Below are 19,711 nucleotides of genomic sequence, written 5' to 3'. Positions count from 1 at the left end.
GTTCGGATTTCCGTCGGATTTGCGCATTTCGCGATCATCGGACGTTTCCGGGTTTGCCCGACAGGCAATCTGCCTGTCGGTGGATTTGTATCGAGGAATGAAATGAAAAAGATTAATCTTCGGGGCATGACCCGAAAGGAGCTGGAAAAACTCCGCCGCGACGTCGACAAGGCGCTGGAAAAGGTCGAAGAGACCGAAAAGAAGGCCGCTCTTGCCGCCGCCGAAAAGGCCGCGCGGGAGTTCGGCTTTTCACTGGCGCAACTGAAAGAGGTGGCGCAGCCCAAGACCGCCGCCGCCAAGCCGGCCAAGCCGGACGCGCGCAAGAAGGTCGCACCGAAATACCGCAACCCGGCCGATGCCGCGCAGACCTGGACCGGGCGCGGGCGCAAACCGAAATGGGTCGAGGCGCATCTGGCCAGCGGCGGATCGCTGAGCGATATCGAAATCTAGGCGGTCACGGGTTCCCTCTCGGCCCACGGCGGTTAAGATCGCCGAAACCGAGAGGGGGTTACCATGACGATTCACATAGGTGCAGCCGCCGGCGAGATCGCCGAAACCGTGCTCATGCCGGGCGACCCGTATCGCGCGAAATGGGCCGCCGAGACCTTCCTGACCGATGCGAAACTGGTCAACGAGGTCCGGGGGATGCTGGGCTTTACCGGCACCTGGCAGGGCCACCGGGTGACGATACAAGGCTCGGGCATGGGTATGCCCAGCCTGTCGATCTATGCCAACGAACTGATCCGCGACTACGGCGCGAAAACGCTGATCCGGGTCGGCTCCTGTGGGGCGATGCAGGAGGGGATGGCGATCCGCGACGTGGTGCTGGCGATGAGCGCCAGTTCGATCGCAACCCCGTCCTCGGGCATCTTCCGCGAGTTCAACTTTGCCCCACCCGCCGATTTCGGCCTGCTTACGGCGGCGCACCGGGCGGCCAGGGCCAAGGGCATCGCGACCCATGTCGGCACGATCTATTCCTCGGACGTGTTCTATGACGAACGCCCCGACCTCAACGAGCAGATGACGCGCCACGGGGTGCTGGCGGTCGAGATGGAAGCCGCCGAGCTTTACAACCTCGCCGCGCGCCACAAGGTGCGCGCGCTGGCGGTGCTGACGGTGTCCGACCACCTGATCACGCATGAGGCGCTTCCATCGGATCAGCGCGAGAAAAGCTTTGGCGACATGATCGAGATCGCGCTGGCCGCCGCTTTCGACGGGGGTGAAGGATGAGCTTTGACGACAATCTCGACCGGTTGGCGCGGCTGTGCGTGGGCTTTGGCCTGCAAGTCAAACCGGGGCAGGAACTGCTGATCACCGCCGATATCGGCGCGGCGGACCTGGTGCGGCGGATCACCCGCGAGGCCTACGGCGCGGGGGCATCGAATGTGCAGGTCTTTTTCGCCGACGACGCGATCACGCTGGCGCGGTTCACGCACGGATCGGAGGACGCCATCGAGACCGCGCCGGGCTGGCTGTTCGAGGCGATGGCGGGCGCGATGCGCAACGGGTCCGCGCGTCTGGCGATTGCCGGGGGCACGCCGGGGCTGTTGGCCGAGCAGGACCCCGGCAAGGTCGCCCGCGCCAACGCCGCCCAGAGCGTCGCGGCCAAGCCGTTCATGGAGGTGGTGACCTCGGGCCTGACCAACTGGAACATCGTGCCCTTCGTCACCGAGGGCTGGGCGAAACAGGTCTATCCCGATCTGCCGGTGGCCGAGGCGGTCGAGACGTTGTGGGGCCATGTGTTCCGGGCGCTCCGGCTCGACCACGACGACCCGGTCGCGGCCTGGCAGACGGTGTTCGACACGCTGGCCAAGCGGCGCGAATACCTGACCGAGCGCGCCTTTTCGGCGCTGCATTTCGAGGGCGGCGGCACCGATCTGACGCTGGGGCTGGCCAAGGGGCATGTCTGGGCCGGGGGCGGGCTGCGGCTTGCGGATGGCACCGGCTATGCGCCGAACCTGCCGACCGAGGAAGTCTTCACCATGCCCGACAGGGGCCGCGCCGAGGGCCGGGCGGTGTTCACCAAGCCCGCCGTGATCAACGGCACCATCGTCGAGGGGCTGGTGGTCGAGTTCGCGGGCGGCAAGGCAGTCAAGATCACCGCCGACAAGGGCGAGGCGGTGGCGCAGACCTATTTCACCTCGGACGAGGGGGCATCGCGGCTGGGCGAAGTGGCGCTGGTGCCGGAAAGCTCGCCCATCGCGCGCTCGGACGTGCTGTATTTCAACACGCTGTTTGACGAAAACGCCGCCTGCCACATCGCGTTCGGCAATTCCTATTCGATGAACCTGGCCCCGGGCGCCGACCGCGAGGCCGCGGGCGCCAACGAAAGCACGATCCACATGGATTGCATGATCGGCGGGCCGGAGTTGTCGGTGACCGGTATCGCCAGCGATGGCAACCGCCATCCGATCATGGAAAAGGGCGAATTCGTGATCTGAGCGCCGCGCGTCAGAAAAACGCCTGCAACCCGGTCTGCGCGCGGCCCAGGATCAGGGCGTGCACGTCATGCGTGCCCTCGTAGGTGTTCACCGTTTCGAGGTTGACCATGTGGCGCATCACCTGGAATTCGGCGGATATTCCGTTGCCGCCATGCATGTCGCGCGCCGCGCGCGCCGTGTCGAGCGCCTTGCCGCAGTTGTTGCGCTTGATGAGCGAGATCATCTCGGGCGCGGCGCGGCCTTCGTCCATCAGCCGCCCGACCCGAAGCGAGGCCTGAAGCCCCAGCGAAATCTCGGTCTGCATATCGGCCAGCTTCTTCTGGAAAAGCTGGGTCTGGGCCAGCGGCCTGCCGAACTGATGCCGGTCGAGCCCGTATTGCCGGGCCGCGTGCCAGCAGGCTTCGGCAGCACCCATGACGCCCCAGGAAATGCCGTAGCGTGCGCGGTTGAGGCAGCCGAACGGACCTTTCAGCCCTTCGACATTCGGCAGAAGGGCATCCTCGCCCACTTCGACCCCGTCCATGACGATCTCGCCGGTGATCGAGGCGCGCAGGCTGAGCTTATGGCGGATTTTCGGCGCCGAGAGGCCGGGCAGGCCCTTGTCCAGCACGAAGCCCCGGATCTTGCCGCCGTGGGCGGCGGATTTGGCCCAGACGACGAAAACATCGGCAATCGGGGCGTTCGAGATCCACATCTTCGAGCCGGTCAGGCGATAGCCCGCGTCGGTCTTTTCCGCCCGGGTCTTCATCGCGCCGGGGTCAGAGCCCGCATCGGGTTCGGTCAGGCCGAAACAGCCGATCAATTCACCCGAAGCCAGCCCCGGCAGATACTTGCGGCGCTGTTCTTCGGAGCCGTAGGCGTAGATCGGATACATCACCAGCGAGCTTTGCACCGACATCATCGAGCGATAGCCACTGTCCACCCGCTCGACCTCGCGCGCCACCAGGCCATAGCTGACATAACCACCCCCCAGGCCGCCGTATTCCTCGGGAATGGTGATGCCCAGAAGCCCCATTTCGCCCATCTCGCGAAAGATCGCAGGGTCGGTCTGTTCGGTCTCGTAGGCTTCGGTCACGCGGGGGGCCAGGTTTTCCTGCGCGTAGGCGCGAGCGGAGGCGCGGATCATGCGCTCATCCTCGGTCAACTGCTCGTCGAGGCGCAGCGCGTCCTCCCAGTCGAAGGCGGAAAGCTCGGGGCGGCTTTGTGCGGGCAGGTCTGAGGTCATCGTGCAACTCCGAAAAATATCCCGCCCGTTTTGCGACGCCACCGCACGCGGCGCAACCCCAACCTTCGGGCCGGTGGCGCCGGGCGATTGCGCGCCGGCAGGCCGGATGCTAGCGAGGGTCAAAACAGGAGACGCGCATGACCCCGCTTGCAGGGCTGAAGGTGGTAGAGTTGGCCCGTATCCTGGCCGGGCCGTGGGCCGGTCAGGCGCTGGCCGATCTGGGGGCCGAGGTGATCAAGGTCGAAAGCCCCGAGGGCGACGACACGCGCCGCTGGGGCCCGCCGTTCATCGAACGTGACGGTGATCGCTCGGCGGCCTATTTCTATGCCACCAACCGTGGCAAGACCTCGATCATCGCCGACTTCCGCACGCCCGAGGGGCAACAGGTGGTGCGCGACCTGGTGGCCGAAGCCGATGTGGTGATCGAGAATTTCAAGGTCGGGGGGCTTGCGAAATACAGGCTGGACTATCCGAACCTTGCCGCGCTGAACCCGCGCCTGATCTATTGCTCGATCACCGGGTTCGGGCAGGACGGACCGCGCGCCGGACAGGCGGGCTATGACTTCATGATCCAGGGTCTGTCCGGGCTGATGTCGATCACCGGCACGCCCGACGGCGACCCGATGAAGGTGGGCGTGGCGGTGTCGGACGTGGTGACGGGGCTTTACGCCGCCATCGGTATCCTTGCCGCGGTCGAGCAGCGCCACAAGACCGGGCGCGGGCAGATGATCGACATGTCGCTGTTCGACTGCGCCACGGCGATGCTGGCCAACCAGGCGATGAACTACCTCGTGTCGGGGCAAAATCCGGGGCGGCTGGGCAATGCGCATCCGAACCTCGTGCCCTACGACACGCTGCCGGTGGCGGACGGATACGTGATCGTGGCGGTTGGCAACGACCGGCAGTTTCGCGCGCTGTGCCGGGTGCTGGGGCTGGAATCGCTGGCCGATACCGAACGCTTCGCCACCAACGCGGCGCGGATCGGCAACCGCGAACTGCTCAAGGACATCCTGTCGGAGGCCAGCGCCGAGTGGGACCGCGACGCGCTGCTGGATGCGCTCGAGGCCGAGACCGTGCCGGCGGGGCCGATCAACGAGATCGCCGATACCTTCGCCGATCCACAGGCGATGGCGCGGGGATTGCGGATCGAGCCCGAGGGGGTGCCGGGGGTGCGCGGGCCGTGGCGGTTCTCGGACGCCGATCTGGCGCTGGAGCGGACCGCGCCGGTGTTGCCGAAGAAGGGCTGAGGCGCCCTGCCTCGGCCCGTTTCACGCCGGATTGAATTGCAACTAACTGACCGGTCAGTTAGTTTGGAGGCATGACCGATGCCGACTCGCCCACCCCCAAGTTCCGCCGCCGCGCCGATGCCCGGCCCGACGAGGTGCTGGACGCGGCGCTGACGCTGTTTGGCCAGAAGGGCTATGCCGCCACCTCGGTGGCCGAGATCGCGCGTGAGGCGGGGATCTCCAAGGGCGCGGTCTATCTCTATTTCCCGTCGAAACAGGCCATCCTCGAAGGGCTGGTGAAGCGCGCGGTCACACCGATCAGCGCGCGCGCACTGGAACAGGCCGCGCTGGCACATGGCGATCTGCGCACCGCGCTTCCGGCGATCCTGGGCGTGATTGCCGAGGCGATGAACGACCCCAAGGTCTTTGCCGTGCCCCGGATCGTGCTGCACGAGGCCGTCGTCGCCCCTGAGATCGCCGCCTTCTACCGCGACGCCGTGCTCAACATGGCAATGCCCGCGGTCGAGGGGCTGATCGCGCAGGGCGTGGCGCGCGGCGAATTGCGCCCGGTCGACCCGGAAATGACCATCCGATCGCTGATGGGGCCGGTGGTCATACACATCATTCTGTCCGAGGTTTTCGGGGTTACCCCGAAGGGTGGGCTCGACCTGAAACGACTGGTCGATAATCACCTCGACATCCTGTTGAACGGGCTGTTCACACCCCCCGGAGGCGACAATGCTTGACGATATCGTTGGCTGGTTTTCCGCCCTGCTCACCGCGATCCTGCCCGGCCTCGGGGACGGGGGCGCGCCGGTCTACAACGGCTATGTCGAGGCCGATTTCGTCTATGTCGCGGCCTCGGTGACGGGGCGGATCGCGACGATGGCGGCGGTCGAGGGGGCGGAACTGGGCGCGGATGCGGTGCTGTTCGACATGGACGCCACCAAGCAGGAGGCCAGCCTGCGCGCCGCCGAGGCCCGCACGGCGCAGGCGGAAGCCAATCTGCGCAACCTCGAGACCGGCGGGCGCGAGGCGGAGATCGACGTGATCCGGGCGTCTCTGGAAGAAGCGCAGGCGAAACAGGCGCTGGCCCGCTCGACCCTGGCGCGCACCCAGAGCCTTTACGAGCGTGAGATCGTCACGCAAGCCCGCGTCGACGCCGACCGGGCCGCGCTGGAGTCTGCCAACGCCCATGTCGCACAGTTGCGCGCGCAGCTTGACGTGGCCGAACTGCCGGCGCGCGAAGAACAGTTGATCGCGGCCCGCGCCACCCTGACGGCGGCCCGGGCCGAGGCCGACCTTGCGCGCTCGCAGCTTGCCGACATGGCGGTCACCGCGCCGGTCGCGGGTCGGGTCGAGAAGGTCTATTTCGTGGCCGGTGAAGTGGCGGCAGCGGGCACGCCGGTGGTGTCGATCCTGCCGCCGGGCGCCTTCAAGGTTCTGTTTTTCCTGCCCGAGGCCGACCGCGCCGAGTTCGAGATTGGTGACCGTCTGGCGCTGGAATGCAGCGGCTGCCCCGAGGGGGCGAGCGCCATACTGACGCGTATGGCAAGCGATCCGCAGCACACGCCACCGATGATCTATTCGCGCGAGGAACGCGCCCGGCTGGTGTTTCGCGCCGAAGCCCGGCCCGAGGGTGCGCCGGACCTCATGCCGGGCCAGCCGGTCAGCCTGACGAGGCCGCAATGACCGACACCCCGGCCATTTCGGTGCGCGGGCTGACCAAGGTGTTCGGCGACAAGACCGTGGTCGACGCGGTCGACATGGATGTGCCGCCGGGCGCGATCTATGGCTTTCTGGGGCCGAACGGCTCGGGCAAGACCACCACGATCCGGATGATGTGCGGGCTTCTGACGCCGGATGGCGGCGCGGGCGAATGCCTGGGCTACGACATCCTGACCGAAGCGCCGAAGATCAAGGAAAACGTCGGCTACATGACGCAGAAATTCTCGCTCTACGGCGATCTGACGATCCGCGAGAACCTCGATTTCATGGCCCGGATGTACCGGCTGAAAAACCGGCGCAAGGTGGTGGACAAGACGTTGACCGACCTGGGGTTGGAGGGGCGCGGCGACCAGTTGGCGGGCACGCTGTCGGGCGGCTGGAAACAGCGGCTGGCGCTGGCGGCCTGCATGCAGCACCAGCCGCGGCTTTTGCTGCTCGATGAGCCCACGGCGGGCGTCGATCCCAAGGCGCGGCGCGATTTCTGGGACGAGATCCGGCGGCTGTCAAAGCGCGGCGTCACCGTGCTGGTCTCGACGCACTACATGGACGAGGCGATCCAGTGCGATTTCATCGCCTATATCGCCTATGGCCGCAAACTGATCGACGGGCCTGCGGCGGAGATCCCGGCCAAGGTCGGGCTGCACACCTGGCGCGTGGATGGCCCCGACCTGACGGAGTTGGAGGATGCGCTGGCCAGCCGCCCCGGTGTCGAGCAGGTGGCCCGCTTCGGCGCGCAACTGCATGTCTCGGGCACAGACGAGGCGGCGCTGGCTGCGGTGATTGCGGAGGAAAAGAAGAAGAACGGCACGCATCGCTGGCAGAAGAAGGACACCGAGCTGGAAGAGGCGTTCATCTACCTGATGGCGACCGCCGCCGATAATTTCGGCGCACCCGGGGGGCCGGGGGAATGATGCATCTGTCGCTGGCGCGGTTCGGGGCGGTTCTGGTCAAGGAATTCGTCCAGATGCGGCGCGACCGGATGACCTTCGCGATGATGATCATGATCCCGATCGTGCAGTTGTTCCTGTTCGGCTTCGCGATCAACTCGGACCCGCACAACCTGCCGACACTGGTAGAGATGGCCGACGAAAGTCCGACCGCGCGTGCCGTGCTGGCGGGGATGGAGACGAGCGACTATTTCGACTTCATCGGTGTCGTGACCGGGCAGGAAGACGGCGACCGGGCGCTGCGCGACGGCAGCGCCAATTTCGTCGTGGTGATCCCGCCGGGGTTCGAGCGTGACGTGATCCGGGGGCTGTCGCCCGACATCCTGGTGGCCGCCGACGCCTCGGACCCGACCGCCGTTGGCTCGGCGGTGTCGGCGCTGGGGGGCATCGTCGAGGTGGCGATCAAGCAGACGCTGGAGGGGCCGCTGGCCTTTGCCGCTGGCCGCCCGCCGCCGTTCTCGGTCTCGGTGCACCGGCAATTCAATCCCGAGGCCGAAACCTCGATCAACATCGTGCCGGGCCTCTTGGCGATCATCCTCGCGATGACGATGGTGATGATCACCGCCGTCGCCATCGTGCGCGAGGTCGAGCGCGGCACGATGGAGACTCTGCTGGCCACCCCGGTGCGCCCGTTCGAGGTGATGGTGGGTAAGGTGCTGCCCTATGTGCTGGTGGGCTATGTCCAGACCATCGTGTTCCTGGCCGGCGCGGGGCTGGTGTTCGGGGTGCCCTTCATCGGCTCGCCGCTGGCGTTCTTCGTCGGCTTCAACATCTATATCGTGGTCAACCTGGCGCTGGGGTTCCTGATCTCGACGGTGGTGAAAACCCAGATGCAGGCGATGCAGGCGAGTTTCTTTCTGATCCTGCCGACGATCCTGCTGTCGGGCTTCATGTTCCCCTTTGCCGGGATGCCGGGCTGGGCGCAGGCAATCGGTGCCGCGATGCCCGCGACGCATTTCCTGCGGCTGGTGCGCAAGGTGATGCTGAAGGGGGCGGACCTGGCCGATATTGCGGTGGACCTGCGGGCGATGGCGATCATCGGCGCGGTGATCGTGGTGGTGTCGATGCTGCGCTATCGGCAGACGCTGGACTAGATAGCATACGGCAGCGTATGGTTTGGCTCAGATCGCCGTCAGGCCACCATCGACCGACACCGCCTGCCCGGTCATGAAGCTGTTTTCGTCCGACACGATCCACAGCATCGCCTGCACCACCTCGGCCGGATCGGCGACGCGGTGCATCGGCACGCGGGCGGCGATGCGAGCGCGGGCTTCATCCGGTGGGATGGCGTGGCGGGCGGTGATCTCGTCGCTCATCGCCGCCACCATAGCGGTGTCGGCGAAACTGGGGCAGTTCGCGTTGACGCGGATGTTGTGGCGGGCAAGCTCGTCCGCCGCCGACCGGGTCATGCCGACCACAGCGTGTTTCGAGGCGGCATAGGCGGCCAGTTGCCCGGCCCCGACCAGCCCTGCCGCCGAGGCGGTGTTGAGGATCGAACCGCCGCCCGCCGCCAGCATCGCGGGGATCTGGTGGCGCATCCCGACAAAGACGCCCCTGGCGTTGACCTCCATGATCCGGTCGTAGTCCCCCAGCGGGATGTCGGGCAGACGGTTCAGCCCGGCGGCGATGCCCGCGTTGTTCAGGGCGATATCGAGCCGCCCGAACCGCGCCACTCCCGCCGCGACATGGGCGGCCATCGCGCTGTCGTCGCTGACGGAAAACGCCTCGGCCAGCACCTCGGCTCCCCTGGCCGCAAGCGCGCGGGTGATTTCGTCCAGCCCGCCCGCGTTCACGTCCGACAACATCAGCCGCGCGCCTTTCGCGGCAAACTCCTGCGCCGCAAGCGCGCCGAGGCCCGAGGCCGCACCGGTGATCTGGACGACCTTTCCGGCGAAATCAGCCATGCGCGGCCTCAAGCCCCTTGGCGGCGAATTGCGGCACGGCGTCGCCCAGCCGGATCGCAAGCGTCGGGTTCGAGGCGTTGCCGTCAAGCGCGCGTTTCAACACGCCTTGCAGGATCGCGCCCATGCGGAAAAAGGCAAAGGCGAGGTAGAAGTTCATGTTGTCGATGCCGGGCAGCCCGCGCGCGGCGCAGTATTGCGCGGTGAACGCCTCGTCGCTCGGGATGCCCAGCGCGGCGCGGTCGAGCCCGGCCAGCCCCCGCCCCTCGCCGCCCGGCGGCATCGCCCATTGCATGATCAGCGCGGCAAGGTCGGCATAGGGGTGGCCGATGGTGGACAGCTCCCAATCGAGCACCGCGACGCAGGCCGGGCCATCCTCGGCAAACATCAGGTTGTCGATGCGGTAGTCGCCATGCACCAGCCGCCGCTGGCCGTCATCCGCGGGCATGTTGGCATCGAGCCAGCCGATCAGCGCGTCCATGTCGGCGATCTGACGCGTCTCGGAGGCGCGGTATTGCTTGGTCCAGCGGTCGGTCTGGCGGTGGAAATAATTGCCGGGCGGGCCGAAGTCGGAGAGACCCACGGCGTCGATATCGACCTCGTGGATCGCCGCCAGAACCCGGCCCATCTCGGCAAAGACGGCGGCGCGTTCCTCGGGCGTTGCGCCGGGCATGTCGGGGGTTGGAATCGCCCGGCCCCGCACCGCCTGCATGACGTAGAAGACCGAGCCGATCACGCTCTCATCCTCGCAAAGCAGATGCATCCGCGCGACCGGCACATCGGTGCCCGCCAGCGCCTTTTGCACGCGAAACTCGCGATCGACCGCATGGGCAGATTTCAGAAGCTGGCCGGGGGGCTTGCGCCGGAGCACGTAGTCGCCCGAGGCGGCATGCAGAAGGAAGGTGGGGTTCGATTGCCCGGCGGCGAATTTCTCGGCGGTGAGCGGGCCGCGATAGCCGGGCAGATGCGCGGTCAGCCAGCGGTCGACGGCCTCGGTGTCAAGCTGGGCGGCGGCATGAGGCATCGGCTCAGATCTTTTCGTTGGTGTATTTGCGCAGTTCGGCGCGCGCGACCTGGCGGCGATGGACGGCGTCCGGGCCATCGGCAAAGCGCAGCGTGCGCACATGGGTCCACATCCGGGTGAGGTCGAAATCCTGGCTGATGCCCGCCGCGCCGTGCAGTTGCATGGCCTCGTCGATGACCTTGCCGGCCATGAGCGGCGCGACCACCTTGATCTGGGAAATCCACGGCTGCGCCTCGCGCACGCCGGCGGTGTCCATCATCCAGGCCGCCTTGAGGCAGAGAAGCCGCGCCATCTCGATCTCCATGCGGGCGTTGGCGATGATGTCGTAATTCGCGCCAAGTTCGATCAGCCGCTTGCCGAAGGCGGTGCGCGACAGACCGCGCCGGCACATCATCTCCAGCGCCTTTTCGGCCTGGCCGATGGCGCGCATGGTGTGGTGGATGCGGCCCGGGCCAAGCCGGCCCTGCGCCACCTCGAAGCCGCGCCCCTGGCCCAGGATCATGGCCTCGGCGGGGATGCGCACGTCGGTAAAGCGGATGTGCATGTGGCCGTGCGGCGCGTCGTCCTCGCCGAACACCTCCATCGGGCGCAAGACCTCGACGCCTGGGGTGTCGGCGGGCATCACGAACATCGAGTGGCGGCTGTGCTTGTGGGCGTCGGGATCGGTCGCGGCCATCACGATGTAGACCGCACAACGCGGGTCGCCTGCGCCGGAAATCCACCATTTCTCGCCGTTGAGCACCCAGTCGTCGCCATCGCGCACGGCGCGGAAATCAAGCTGGGCGGCATCGGACGAGGCGACGCCGGGTTCGGTCATCACATAGGCCGAGCGGATCTCGCCCTCGAGCAGCGGGCCAAGCCAGCGGGCCTTCTGCGCCTCGGTGCCGTAGCGTTCCAGCACCTCCATGTTGCCGGTATCCGGCGCCGAGCAGTTGAACACCTCGGCGGCGATCGGAACCTTGCCCATTTCCTCGGCCAGATAGGCGTATTCCACCGTGGTCAGGCCATAGCCCTCGTCGCTGCCGGTCAGCCAGAAGTTCCACAGGCCCCGCTTGCGCGCCTTCGCCTTCAACTCGTCGAGGATTTCAAGCTGCCGGGCGGTGTGCTTGAAGCGGTCGCCGGAGGGGTGCTTGCCAACCTCCGCAAAGAACACCTCGTTCAGCGGCTCGATCTCTTCGGCGATCATCTTGCGCACCTGCTCGATCAGCGGTCGCACCTTGTCGGTCACGCCAAGATCCATCTGGCCTTCTCCTTGTTTCGGTGGTTGCCCGTTGTCAGGCTAGCGGGCGGGGCCGCGCCCGACAACGGGTGGGGTTGCCTCAGAGCACCTCGAACAGGCCCGCCGCACCCATGCCGCCGCCGACGCACATGGTGCAGACGACATAGCGCGCGCCGCGCCGCTTGCCCTCGATCAGGGCGTGGCCGACCATGCGCGCGCCCGACATGCCGTAGGGGTGGCCGATGGAAATCGCGCCGCCGTTGACGTTGAGCAGATCGTTCGGGATGCCAAGCGTGTCGCGGCTGTAGATGACCTGCACGGCGAAGGCTTCGTTCAGTTCCCACAAGCCGATGTCGTCCATCGTCAGGCCATTGAGCTTGAGCAGTTTCGGCACCGCGTGGACCGGGCCGATGCCCATTTCGGCAGGGTCCAGCCCCGCCACCGCCATGCCGACATAGCGGCCAAGGGGGGTCAGCCCGCGACGCTCGGCCTCGCGCGCCTCCATCACCACGGCGGCGGAGGCGCCATCGGAAAGCTGCGAGGCGTTGCCGGCGGTGATGAAACCGCCCTCTGCGATCTGCTGGCCGCCGGAATGCACGGGTTTGAGCGAGGACAGTCCTTCGAGCGTGGTCGAGGGGCGGTTGCCCTCGTCCTTCTCGAGCGTCACCTCGACATCGGAGACCACACCGGTTTCCTTGTCCTTCACCTTCATCACGGACGCCATCGGCACGATCTCGTCGTCGAACTTGCCCGCGGCCTGCGCCGCTGCGGTGCGTTGCTGCGATTGCAGGGCGTATTCGTCCTGCGCCTCGCGGCTGACGCCGTAGCGCTGGGCGACCACCTCGGCGGTTTCCAGCATGGCCATGTAGAGCGCCGGCTTGTGCTCGACGATCCACGGGTCGAGCGCGCGGTCCATGCGCATGTCGCCGGTCTGCACCAGGCTGATCGATTCGACGCCGCCGCCGATAGCGATGTCCATGCCGTCATGGATCACCTGTTTCGCCGCAGTGGCGATGGCCATCATGCCCGAGGCGCATTGCCGGTCCAGCGACATGCCCGACACGGTGTCGGGAAACCCGGCGCGGATCGCGGCCTGGCGGCCGATGTTGGTGCCGGTCGAGCCCTGTTGCAGCGCCGCGCCGACGATCACGTCCTCGATTTCGGCGCCCTCCAGCCCGGCACGGCTGGCGGCGTGTTTCACCGCATGGCCGATCAGGGCCTGGGCCTGGGTGTCGTTGAAGGCACCGCGATAGGCCTTGCCGATCGGGGTGCGGGCGGTAGAGACGATGAGCGCGTCGCGCATGGGATGGTCCTTTCTGTCTTTCGCCGAGGGTTCGGCCACGGGCTTACCATCGCATCCCCGGCGGGGTCAGGACACGTCCGGATGGGTGTAATCGGCCAGGTCGTGCCGCAACGTCATTTTCGAGACCTTGCCGGTGGCGGTGAGCGGCAGCGCCTCGACCCAGATCAGATCGTCCGGCAACTGCCACTTGGCGAAATGCGCGGCCATATGCGCGTGCATCTCGTCCAGCGTCGGGCGCTCCTCGCCCGCCGCCACCGCGATCAGCACCGGGCGTTCGTCCCATTTCGGATGGGCCACCCCGATGGCGGCGCAATTGGCGATGGCCGGGTGCGACATCGCCGCGTTCTCGAGGTCGATCGAGGAAATCCACTCGCCGCCCGACTTGATCAGATCCTTGGCGCGGTCCTGGATGGTCAGATAGCCGGCCGGGTCGATCGAGGCGACATCGCCGGTGCCGAACCAGCCATCGGCGTCGATGGCCGCCGCACTGGCCTCGGGGTTGTTGTAGTAGCCACAGATCACCGAATTGCCACGCACGAAAAGCTCGCCCGCTGCCTTGCCGTCATGCGGCAGACGATGGCCGGCCTCGTCCACGATCTTCATTTCGACGCCGAACACCCGGCGGCCCTGCGGCACCTGGTAGTCGACGCGCTTTTCCAGCGGCAGGTCGCGGATCTTGGGCGGAATGATGCCGTGGGTTCCGATCGGGCTCATCTCGGTCATGCCCCAGGCGTGGTTGACCTTGACGCCGAGTTTCTCGAACGCCTCGATCATCGCGCGGGGCGGGGCCGAGCCGCCGATCACCACGTCGCCGAAACCCTCGGGCAGACGGCCCTGGGCACGGATCTCGGCCAGAAGCCCCATCCAGACGGTCGGCACGCCCCAGGCGGAATAGACGCCTTCGGACTCCATCAGCTTGAACAGGCTGGGCCCGTCCAGCCCCGGCCCCGGCATTACCAGGTTCACCCCCATCATCGGCCCGGCATAGGGCAGGCCCCAGGCGTTGACGTGAAACAGCGGCACCACCGGCAGCACGTTGGTGCCCTGCGGCAGCGCCGGCCCCATCACCAGCGAAACCGTCAGCCCGTGCAGCACGGTCGAGCGGTGGGTGTAGAGCGCGCCCTTGGGATTGCCGGTGGTGCCGGAGCTGTAGCACAGGCCCGCGGCGGTGTCCTCATCCAGCTCGGGCCAGTCGTAGGTGTCGGGCTGACCGTCGATCAGACCCTCGTAGCACAGCACCTCGATCGGTGTGTCTGGCATGTGGTCGTGATCCGTCATCACCACGATGCGCAGATCGGGCGGCAGGTGGTCGCGCAGACCGGCAAGGATCGGGACGAAGGTGGTATCGACGAAGATCACCCGGTCCTCGGCGTGGTTGACGATATAAATCATCTGTTCGGCCGACAGCCGCGGGTTGATCGTGTGACAGACCGCGCCGATCCCCGACACGGCATAGTAAAGCTCGAAATGCCGGTAGCCGTTCCAGGCCAGTGTCGCCACCCGGTCGCCCTCACCGATTCCCAGCGCGCGCAGGGCATGGGCCAGTTGCCCGACCCGGGCCAGCGTTTCAACGTAGCTTTGGCGGTGGATGTCGCCTTCGGTCCGGGCCGACACGATACCGGCATCGGCATGCGCCTCGGCGGCATAGGTCAGGATGTCGATGATCGACAGCGGGCGGTTCATCATCAGGCCCTGCATCAATTCCTCCGCTGGTGGGTCTGCCCTTGCTTTTCCCGGCGGGTTCTGTTCGCGTCACGAGAGCCCGCAAGGATTGACAGAAGGAAAGCACAGATGCCGAAGGATGCGCAACGAATTGTCCTCGCCAGCCGGCCACAGGGCGCGGTGACGCTGGGGAACTTCCGGCTGGAGGATTTCGACCTGCCCGAGCCGGGCGATGGCGAGGTCGCGGTCAGGGTCACGCATTTCTCGCTCGATCCATACATGCGGGGACGCATGGATGCGGCGAAAAGCTATTCTGCGCCCATCGAGGTCGGCGCGCCGATGGAAGGTGCGGGTGTGGGCGTGGTGATCGCCTCCAAGGCCAGGGGGCTTGCCGAGGGCGATCTGGTCACCGGCGATCTCGGTTGGGCCAGCCATGCGGTCAGGTCGGGCAAGGGGTTGATCAAGCTCGACCCGGCGCTGCCGCCGACCACGGCGCTGGGAGTTCTGGGGATGCCCGGGTTCACCGGCTGGCATGGGCTGAATGCCTACGGCCAGCCCAAGGCGGGCGAAACGCTGGTGGTGGCGGCGGCGACCGGGCCGGTCGGCTCGATGGTGGGGCAGTTGGCGAAGAAATACGGGCTGCGCACGGTCGGGATCGCGGGCGGGGCCGAGAAATGCAGGCTGGCGACCGAGATGTTCGGCTTTGACGCCTGCCTTGATCACCGGGCCCATGCCGACGGGCGCGAGATGCGCGCGGCGATTGCCGAGGCCGCGCCCGATGGCGTCGACATCTATTTCGAGAACGTCGCGGGCAAGGTGCTGGACGGCGTGCTGCCGCTGATGAACACAGGCGGGCGCATTCCGCTGTGCGGCATGGTCGCCTACTACGACCTCGACGCGCCGCCGGACGGGCCGGACCAGTTGCCCCGCCTGTGGCGGACCGTGCTGGTGAAACGGCTGGCGATCAGGGGCTTCATCATCTCGGACCACTGGGACCGGTTTCCGACGTTCCTGGGCGAAGTCGCGCCGCTGGTGGCGGATGGCACCGTCAAGTATCTCGAAGACGTGGCCGAAGGGCTGGAAAACGCGCCGGCGGCCTTCATGGCGATGTTGAAGGGCGGCAACCGGGGCAAGCAGATCGTCAAACTCTAGGAAAGAGTGCCCGCGTCAGCGGAAATGGCAGGCGACCAGTTGCCCCTCGCCCTTGTCCTCGAGCGGCGGCTTGACCTCGGCGCAGACCGGCTGGGCCAGCGGGCAGCGGGTGCGAAAGACGCAGCCCGACGGCGGGTCGAGCGGTGACGGAAGGTCCATGTCCAGCAGCATGACCTCCTTGGCCTTCTCAAGCTTGGGGTCGGGGATCGGCACCGCTGAAATCAGCGCCTCGGTATAGGGGTGCTTGGGGTTGGCGTAGAGCTGTTTCGAGGTCGCAATTTCCATCACGTTACCGAGGTAGAGCACCATCACCCGGTCCGAGATATGCTTCACAACGCTCAGGTCATGGGCGATGAAGATCAGCGAAACGCCGGTGTCTTTCTGCAGTTTCATCAACAGGTTGACCACCTGCGCCTGGATCGACACGTCGAGCGCCGACACCGGCTCGTCGCAGATGATGAGCTGCGGGTTGACCACCAGCGCGCGGGCGATGCCGATGCGCTGGCACTGACCGCCGGAAAACTCGTGCGGATAGCGGTTGACGAGGTTGGGCAGGATGCCGACCCGGTCGAGCACTTCGCGCACCTTTGCCTTGATCTCGCTTGCGGAAAGGTTGGGGAAATGCGTCTTGAGCGGCTCGGCCACGATCTGCCCGATGGTCATGCGCGGGTTGAGCGAGGCCAGCGGGTCCTGAAAGATCATCTGCATCTGGCTGCGGTGCTTGCGCATCTGGCGCGTGTCCAGCCCGGTCAGGTCGTCGCCCAGCCAGACCACGCGGCCATCCTCGATCGGAACCATCTGCATCACGGCGCGCGCCAGGGTGGACTTGCCGCAGCCGGACTCGCCGACGATGCCCAGCGTCTCGCCCGCCGACAACTCGAAGCTGACGCCATCGACGGCCTTGAGGCTGCGCGGTTTGACCCAGGGCATGGCGCCGGGTTTCCTGACATCGAACCAGACCTTGAGGTCGGTTACCGTGAGGATCGGGGCGGTCATACTTCCAGTTCCTCCAGCGTGCGGTGGCAAGCGCGTCTGCGGGTCTCGAATCCGGGTGCGATTTCAAGCGGCGGGCGCACCTTCCAGCAGGTCTCGTCGGCGAAATCGCAGCGCGGCACGAAGGGGCAGCCCTTGGGCATGTCCATCATGTTGGGCGGATTGCCGGGGATAGTCTCCAGCATCTCGGTTTCCTTGTCGAGACGCGGCACCGCCTTCATCAGGCCCATCGTGTAGGGGTGGGTCGGGCGCTCGAAGATCGCCTCGGTATTGCCGTTCTCCATCACCTGCCCGCCATACATCACCAGCGTTTCCTCGCAGGTGCCGGCGACGACGCCGAGGTCATGGGTGATCAGGATGATGGCCATGCCGAACTCGTCCTGCAGATCGGCCAACACCCGCATGATCTGCGCCTGCACCGTCACGTCGAGCGCGGTGGTGGGCTCGTCCGCGATCAGGATGTCGGGCTGGCACAAGAGGCTCATCGCGATCATCACCCGCTGGCGCATCCCGCCAGAAAACTCGTGCGGATACATCGTCACCCGGCTTTTCGCCTCGGGAATGCGCACGGCGTCGAGCAGGCGCACGCTCTCGGCCACGGCGGCGCGCTTGGAGATGCCACGGTGATGCACCAGCACCTCGGCCATCTGGTCGGAGACGCGAAGGTAGGGGTTGAGCGAGGTCATCGGGTCCTGGAAGATCATCGCGATCTTCTCGGCCCGGATACGGTTGAGTTTCGAGGTGGGCAGGTTCACGATCTCCTGCCCCTCGAGCTTGGCGGAGCCGGTCGCGCGCCCGTTGCTGGCCAGAAGCCCGGTGATGCCGAACACGAGCTGGCTTTTGCCCGAGCCGCTTTCGCCGACGATGCCCAGGGTCTCGCCCCGGTTGAGGTCGAAATTGATGCCGTCCACCGCCGTGACGGTGCCGTCGGGCGTGTCGAAGGTGACGGTCAGGTCGCGGACTTCCAAAAGCGCCATCATGCTCTCCTAGCGGTCCTTCGGATCGAGCGCGTCGCGCAGCCCGTCACCGATGAAGAAAAAGGCGAAAATCGTGACCACGAAGAAGGCCAGCGGGAAGAACAACTGCCACAGGGTGCCATAGTTCATCGTGCTGGTGCCCTGCGAGATCAGCGCCCCCCACGAGGTCAGCGGTTCCTGCACGCCGAGGCCGAGGAAGGAAATGAAACTTTCCGTCAGGATCATCTGCGGCACCAGCAGCGTGGCATAGACCACGACGACGCCCAGCAGGTTGGGCACGATGTGGCGGCGGATGATGGTGGGCGTGCGCACGCCGGTGGCGACGGCGGCCTCGATGAATTCCTTGTTCTTGATCGACAGGGTCTGGCCGCGCACGATCCGGCTCATGTCGAGCCAGGCGGTCAGCCCGATGCCGACGAACAGCATCCCGATCGAGCGGCCGAACACCACCAGAAGCAGGATCAACACGAACATGTAGGGGATCGACATGGCGATATCGACAAAGCGCATCATCGCGTTGTCGATCCGCCCGCCCACGAACCCGGCCACCGCGCCGTAGATGGTGCCGACGATCACCGCGATCATGGCACCGACGATGCCGACCATCAGGCTGATCTGGGTGCCCTGCACGACACGCGAATAGAGATCGCGGCCGCTGTCGTCGAAGCCGAAATAATGCCGGTTCTCGAACGACGGCTGGCCGACCTTGGCGACGTTGCCAAGCACGTTCCAGTCGATCGTCTCGTTGTCGTAGGGCGTCAGAAGGTGGCCGAAGAAGGCGAACAGAAACACCAGGATCAGCACCACGAGGCTGACCATGGCCGCCTTGTTGCGCACGAACCGCACCCGGGCGTCGGCCCAGAGCGAACGGCCCTTCACCTCGGCCATGTGCTCAGCCATCTCGGCGGTCTTGGGCTGCTGCGGGTTCAGGTTGGCAAGTGACATGCGCGTGCCCCCTCAGAGCCGGATCTTGGGGTCGATCCACGCATAGAGGATATCGACCACCATGTTGAACAGGATCGTCATCGACCCGAGCAGGATCGTCAGCCCCATCATCACCGCGTAGTCGCGGTTGAAGGCGGCGTTGACGTAGAAATAGCCGACGCCCCCGGTCGAGAAGATCGTGTCGATGATGAACGACCCCGTGACCATGCCGACGAAGGCCGGGCCGAGGTAGGACACCACCGGCAACAGCGTCGGCTTGAGCGCGTGGCGCCAGATGATGGTGCGGTCGGGCAGGCCCTTGGCGCGGGCGGTGCGGATGAAATTCGAGCGCAGCACCTCGAGCATCGACGAGCGCGTGAGGCGCGCGATCGAGGCCATGTAGGAGGTCGACAGCGCGATCACCGGCATGATGACATGATCCCACTGGCCGCCGTTCCAGCCGCCGCCAGGCAGCCAGCCCAGCCACAGCGAGAACACCAGGATCAGGATCGGGGCCATCACGAAGTTCGGCAGCACCTGCGCGCCGATGGTGATGCCGACCGCGAAATAGTCGAGCCACGAGTTCTGCCGGATCGCCGCCGCGATGCCCAGCGCGCCGCCGACGAGGATGGCCAGAACGAAGGAGATCGTGCCGTAGGTCAGTGTCACCGGAAAGCCCTGGGCGATGATGTCGTTGACGGTCCGGTCCTTGTATTTATAGGACGGGCCGAAATCGAACTGGGTGACGATGCCGCCGACATAATCCAGAAGCTGCTTCCAGGTCGGCTGGTCGAGGCCGTATTTCGCCTCGATGTTGTCCAGCACCTGCTGCGGCAGCGGGCGTTCGGAGGTGAACGGCCCACCCGGCGCGAATTGCATCAGGTAGAACGACGCGACCACCAGCACCAGAAGCGTTGGGATGGCCACCGCCATGCGTCGGATGATGAAGCTGAGCATGGGCGAACCCCGACAAGACAATCGGGACGCCG

19 protein-coding genes are annotated in these 19,711 nt (G+C 66.2%); 9 read left to right on the top strand and 10 right to left on the bottom strand.

Annotation, left to right across the window (positions count from 1 at the left end; all coding sequences use genetic code 11):
- Positions 1-126 precede the first annotated feature (126 nt).
- From FVF75_RS05765 to FVF75_RS05755, 3 genes are all read left to right on the top strand, one after another.
- Entirely contained in the window at positions 127-450 is a 324-nt protein-coding gene (locus tag FVF75_RS05765; protein WP_148376995.1) for an H-NS histone family protein, read from the top strand.
- A gap of 63 nt (positions 451-513) precedes the next feature.
- The gene (deoD, locus tag FVF75_RS05760) at positions 514-1,230 is read left to right on the top strand and encodes a purine-nucleoside phosphorylase (RefSeq protein ID WP_148376994.1); all 717 of its coding nucleotides are present in this window, start codon (positions 514-516) and stop codon (positions 1,228-1,230) included.
- On the top strand, positions 1,227-2,441 hold the full coding sequence (locus FVF75_RS05755; RefSeq protein WP_148376993.1) for an aminopeptidase: 1,215 nt from the start codon (positions 1,227-1,229) through the stop codon (positions 2,439-2,441). Before deoD ends, FVF75_RS05755 begins: the two co-directional genes overlap by 4 nt.
- A gap of 10 nt (positions 2,442-2,451) precedes the next feature.
- Here FVF75_RS05755 and FVF75_RS05750 read toward each other — a convergent pair whose 3' ends face one another.
- Entirely contained in the window at positions 2,452-3,666 is a 1,215-nt protein-coding gene (locus FVF75_RS05750; protein WP_148376992.1) for an acyl-CoA dehydrogenase, read from the bottom strand.
- Positions 3,667-3,803: 137 nt separating this feature from the next.
- On the opposite strand from FVF75_RS05750, the gene FVF75_RS05745 reads away from it, so the two are divergent.
- The 5 genes from FVF75_RS05745 (at position 3,804) to FVF75_RS05725 (ending at position 8,661) form a co-directional block, all read left to right on the top strand.
- The gene (locus FVF75_RS05745) at positions 3,804-4,913 is read left to right on the top strand and encodes a CaiB/BaiF CoA transferase family protein (protein WP_148376991.1); all 1,110 of its coding nucleotides are present in this window, start codon (positions 3,804-3,806) and stop codon (positions 4,911-4,913) included.
- Positions 4,914-4,984: 71 nt separating this feature from the next.
- Complete coding sequence (locus FVF75_RS05740; RefSeq protein WP_148376990.1) at positions 4,985-5,638, top strand: TetR/AcrR family transcriptional regulator; 654 nt, start codon at positions 4,985-4,987, stop codon at positions 5,636-5,638.
- On the top strand, positions 5,631-6,584 hold the full coding sequence (locus FVF75_RS05735; protein ID WP_148376989.1) for an HlyD family secretion protein: 954 nt from the start codon (positions 5,631-5,633) through the stop codon (positions 6,582-6,584). The genes FVF75_RS05740 and FVF75_RS05735 overlap by 8 nt, the downstream gene beginning before the upstream one ends.
- Complete coding sequence (locus tag FVF75_RS05730) at positions 6,581-7,531, top strand: ABC transporter ATP-binding protein (RefSeq protein ID WP_148376988.1); 951 nt, start codon at positions 6,581-6,583, stop codon at positions 7,529-7,531. The genes FVF75_RS05735 and FVF75_RS05730 overlap by 4 nt, the downstream gene beginning before the upstream one ends.
- Complete coding sequence (locus FVF75_RS05725; RefSeq protein ID WP_148376987.1) at positions 7,531-8,661, top strand: ABC transporter permease; 1,131 nt, start codon at positions 7,531-7,533, stop codon at positions 8,659-8,661. Before FVF75_RS05730 ends, FVF75_RS05725 begins: the two co-directional genes overlap by 1 nt.
- A gap of 27 nt (positions 8,662-8,688) precedes the next feature.
- Here the strand turns inward: FVF75_RS05725 and FVF75_RS05720 are convergent, their stop codons facing one another.
- The 5 genes from FVF75_RS05720 to FVF75_RS05700 all read right to left on the bottom strand — a co-directional run bounded on the left by FVF75_RS05720 (position 8,689) and on the right by FVF75_RS05700 (position 14,712).
- Complete coding sequence (locus tag FVF75_RS05720) at positions 8,689-9,471, bottom strand: SDR family NAD(P)-dependent oxidoreductase (RefSeq protein ID WP_148376986.1); 783 nt, start codon at positions 9,469-9,471, stop codon at positions 8,689-8,691.
- Positions 9,464-10,492: a phosphotransferase family protein gene (locus tag FVF75_RS05715; RefSeq protein ID WP_148376985.1), complete on the bottom strand. Its 1,029-nt coding sequence runs from the start codon at positions 10,490-10,492 to the stop codon at positions 9,464-9,466. The genes FVF75_RS05720 and FVF75_RS05715 overlap by 8 nt, the downstream gene beginning before the upstream one ends.
- A gap of 4 nt (positions 10,493-10,496) precedes the next feature.
- Complete coding sequence (locus FVF75_RS05710; protein ID WP_148376984.1) at positions 10,497-11,732, bottom strand: acyl-CoA dehydrogenase family protein; 1,236 nt, start codon at positions 11,730-11,732, stop codon at positions 10,497-10,499.
- 79 nt (positions 11,733-11,811) lie between these two features.
- Entirely contained in the window at positions 11,812-13,014 is a 1,203-nt protein-coding gene (locus tag FVF75_RS05705; protein WP_148376983.1) for an acetyl-CoA C-acyltransferase, read from the bottom strand.
- Between the two features lie 66 nt (positions 13,015-13,080).
- Positions 13,081-14,712, bottom strand: a complete 1,632-nt coding sequence (locus FVF75_RS05700; RefSeq protein WP_148376982.1) for a long-chain fatty acid--CoA ligase — start codon at positions 14,710-14,712, stop codon at positions 13,081-13,083.
- 93 nt (positions 14,713-14,805) lie between these two features.
- On the opposite strand from FVF75_RS05700, the gene FVF75_RS05695 reads away from it, so the two are divergent.
- Positions 14,806-15,828 carry an NADP-dependent oxidoreductase gene (locus tag FVF75_RS05695; protein WP_148376981.1) on the top strand — a complete coding sequence of 341 codons (1,023 nt, stop codon included), beginning with the start codon at positions 14,806-14,808 and terminating at the stop codon, positions 15,826-15,828.
- Positions 15,829-15,843: 15 nt separating this feature from the next.
- Here FVF75_RS05695 and oppF read toward each other — a convergent pair whose 3' ends face one another.
- The 4 genes from oppF to oppB are packed head-to-tail and all read right to left on the bottom strand — an operon-like array spanning position 15,844 to position 19,679.
- Entirely contained in the window at positions 15,844-16,824 is a 981-nt protein-coding gene (gene oppF / locus FVF75_RS05690) for a murein tripeptide/oligopeptide ABC transporter ATP binding protein OppF (RefSeq protein ID WP_148376980.1), read from the bottom strand.
- Complete coding sequence (locus FVF75_RS05685) at positions 16,821-17,798, bottom strand: oligopeptide/dipeptide ABC transporter ATP-binding protein (protein ID WP_148376979.1); 978 nt, start codon at positions 17,796-17,798, stop codon at positions 16,821-16,823. Before FVF75_RS05685 ends, oppF begins: the two co-directional genes overlap by 4 nt.
- 9 nt (positions 17,799-17,807) lie before the next feature.
- Positions 17,808-18,698: an ABC transporter permease subunit gene (locus FVF75_RS05680; RefSeq protein WP_246138026.1), complete on the bottom strand. Its 891-nt coding sequence runs from the start codon at positions 18,696-18,698 to the stop codon at positions 17,808-17,810.
- A gap of 57 nt (positions 18,699-18,755) precedes the next feature.
- Positions 18,756-19,679, bottom strand: a complete 924-nt coding sequence (gene oppB / locus FVF75_RS05675) for an oligopeptide ABC transporter permease OppB (RefSeq protein ID WP_148376977.1) — start codon at positions 19,677-19,679, stop codon at positions 18,756-18,758.
- Positions 19,680-19,711 lie beyond the last annotated feature (32 nt).

It is taken from the genome of Maritimibacter fusiformis (assembly GCF_008086115.1).
GTDB classification, from domain to species: domain Bacteria; phylum Pseudomonadota; class Alphaproteobacteria; order Rhodobacterales; family Rhodobacteraceae; genus Muriiphilus; species Muriiphilus fusiformis.
Note: the sequence above shows the minus strand (reverse complement) of the source record. Positions and strands in the feature narration are given on the sequence as shown.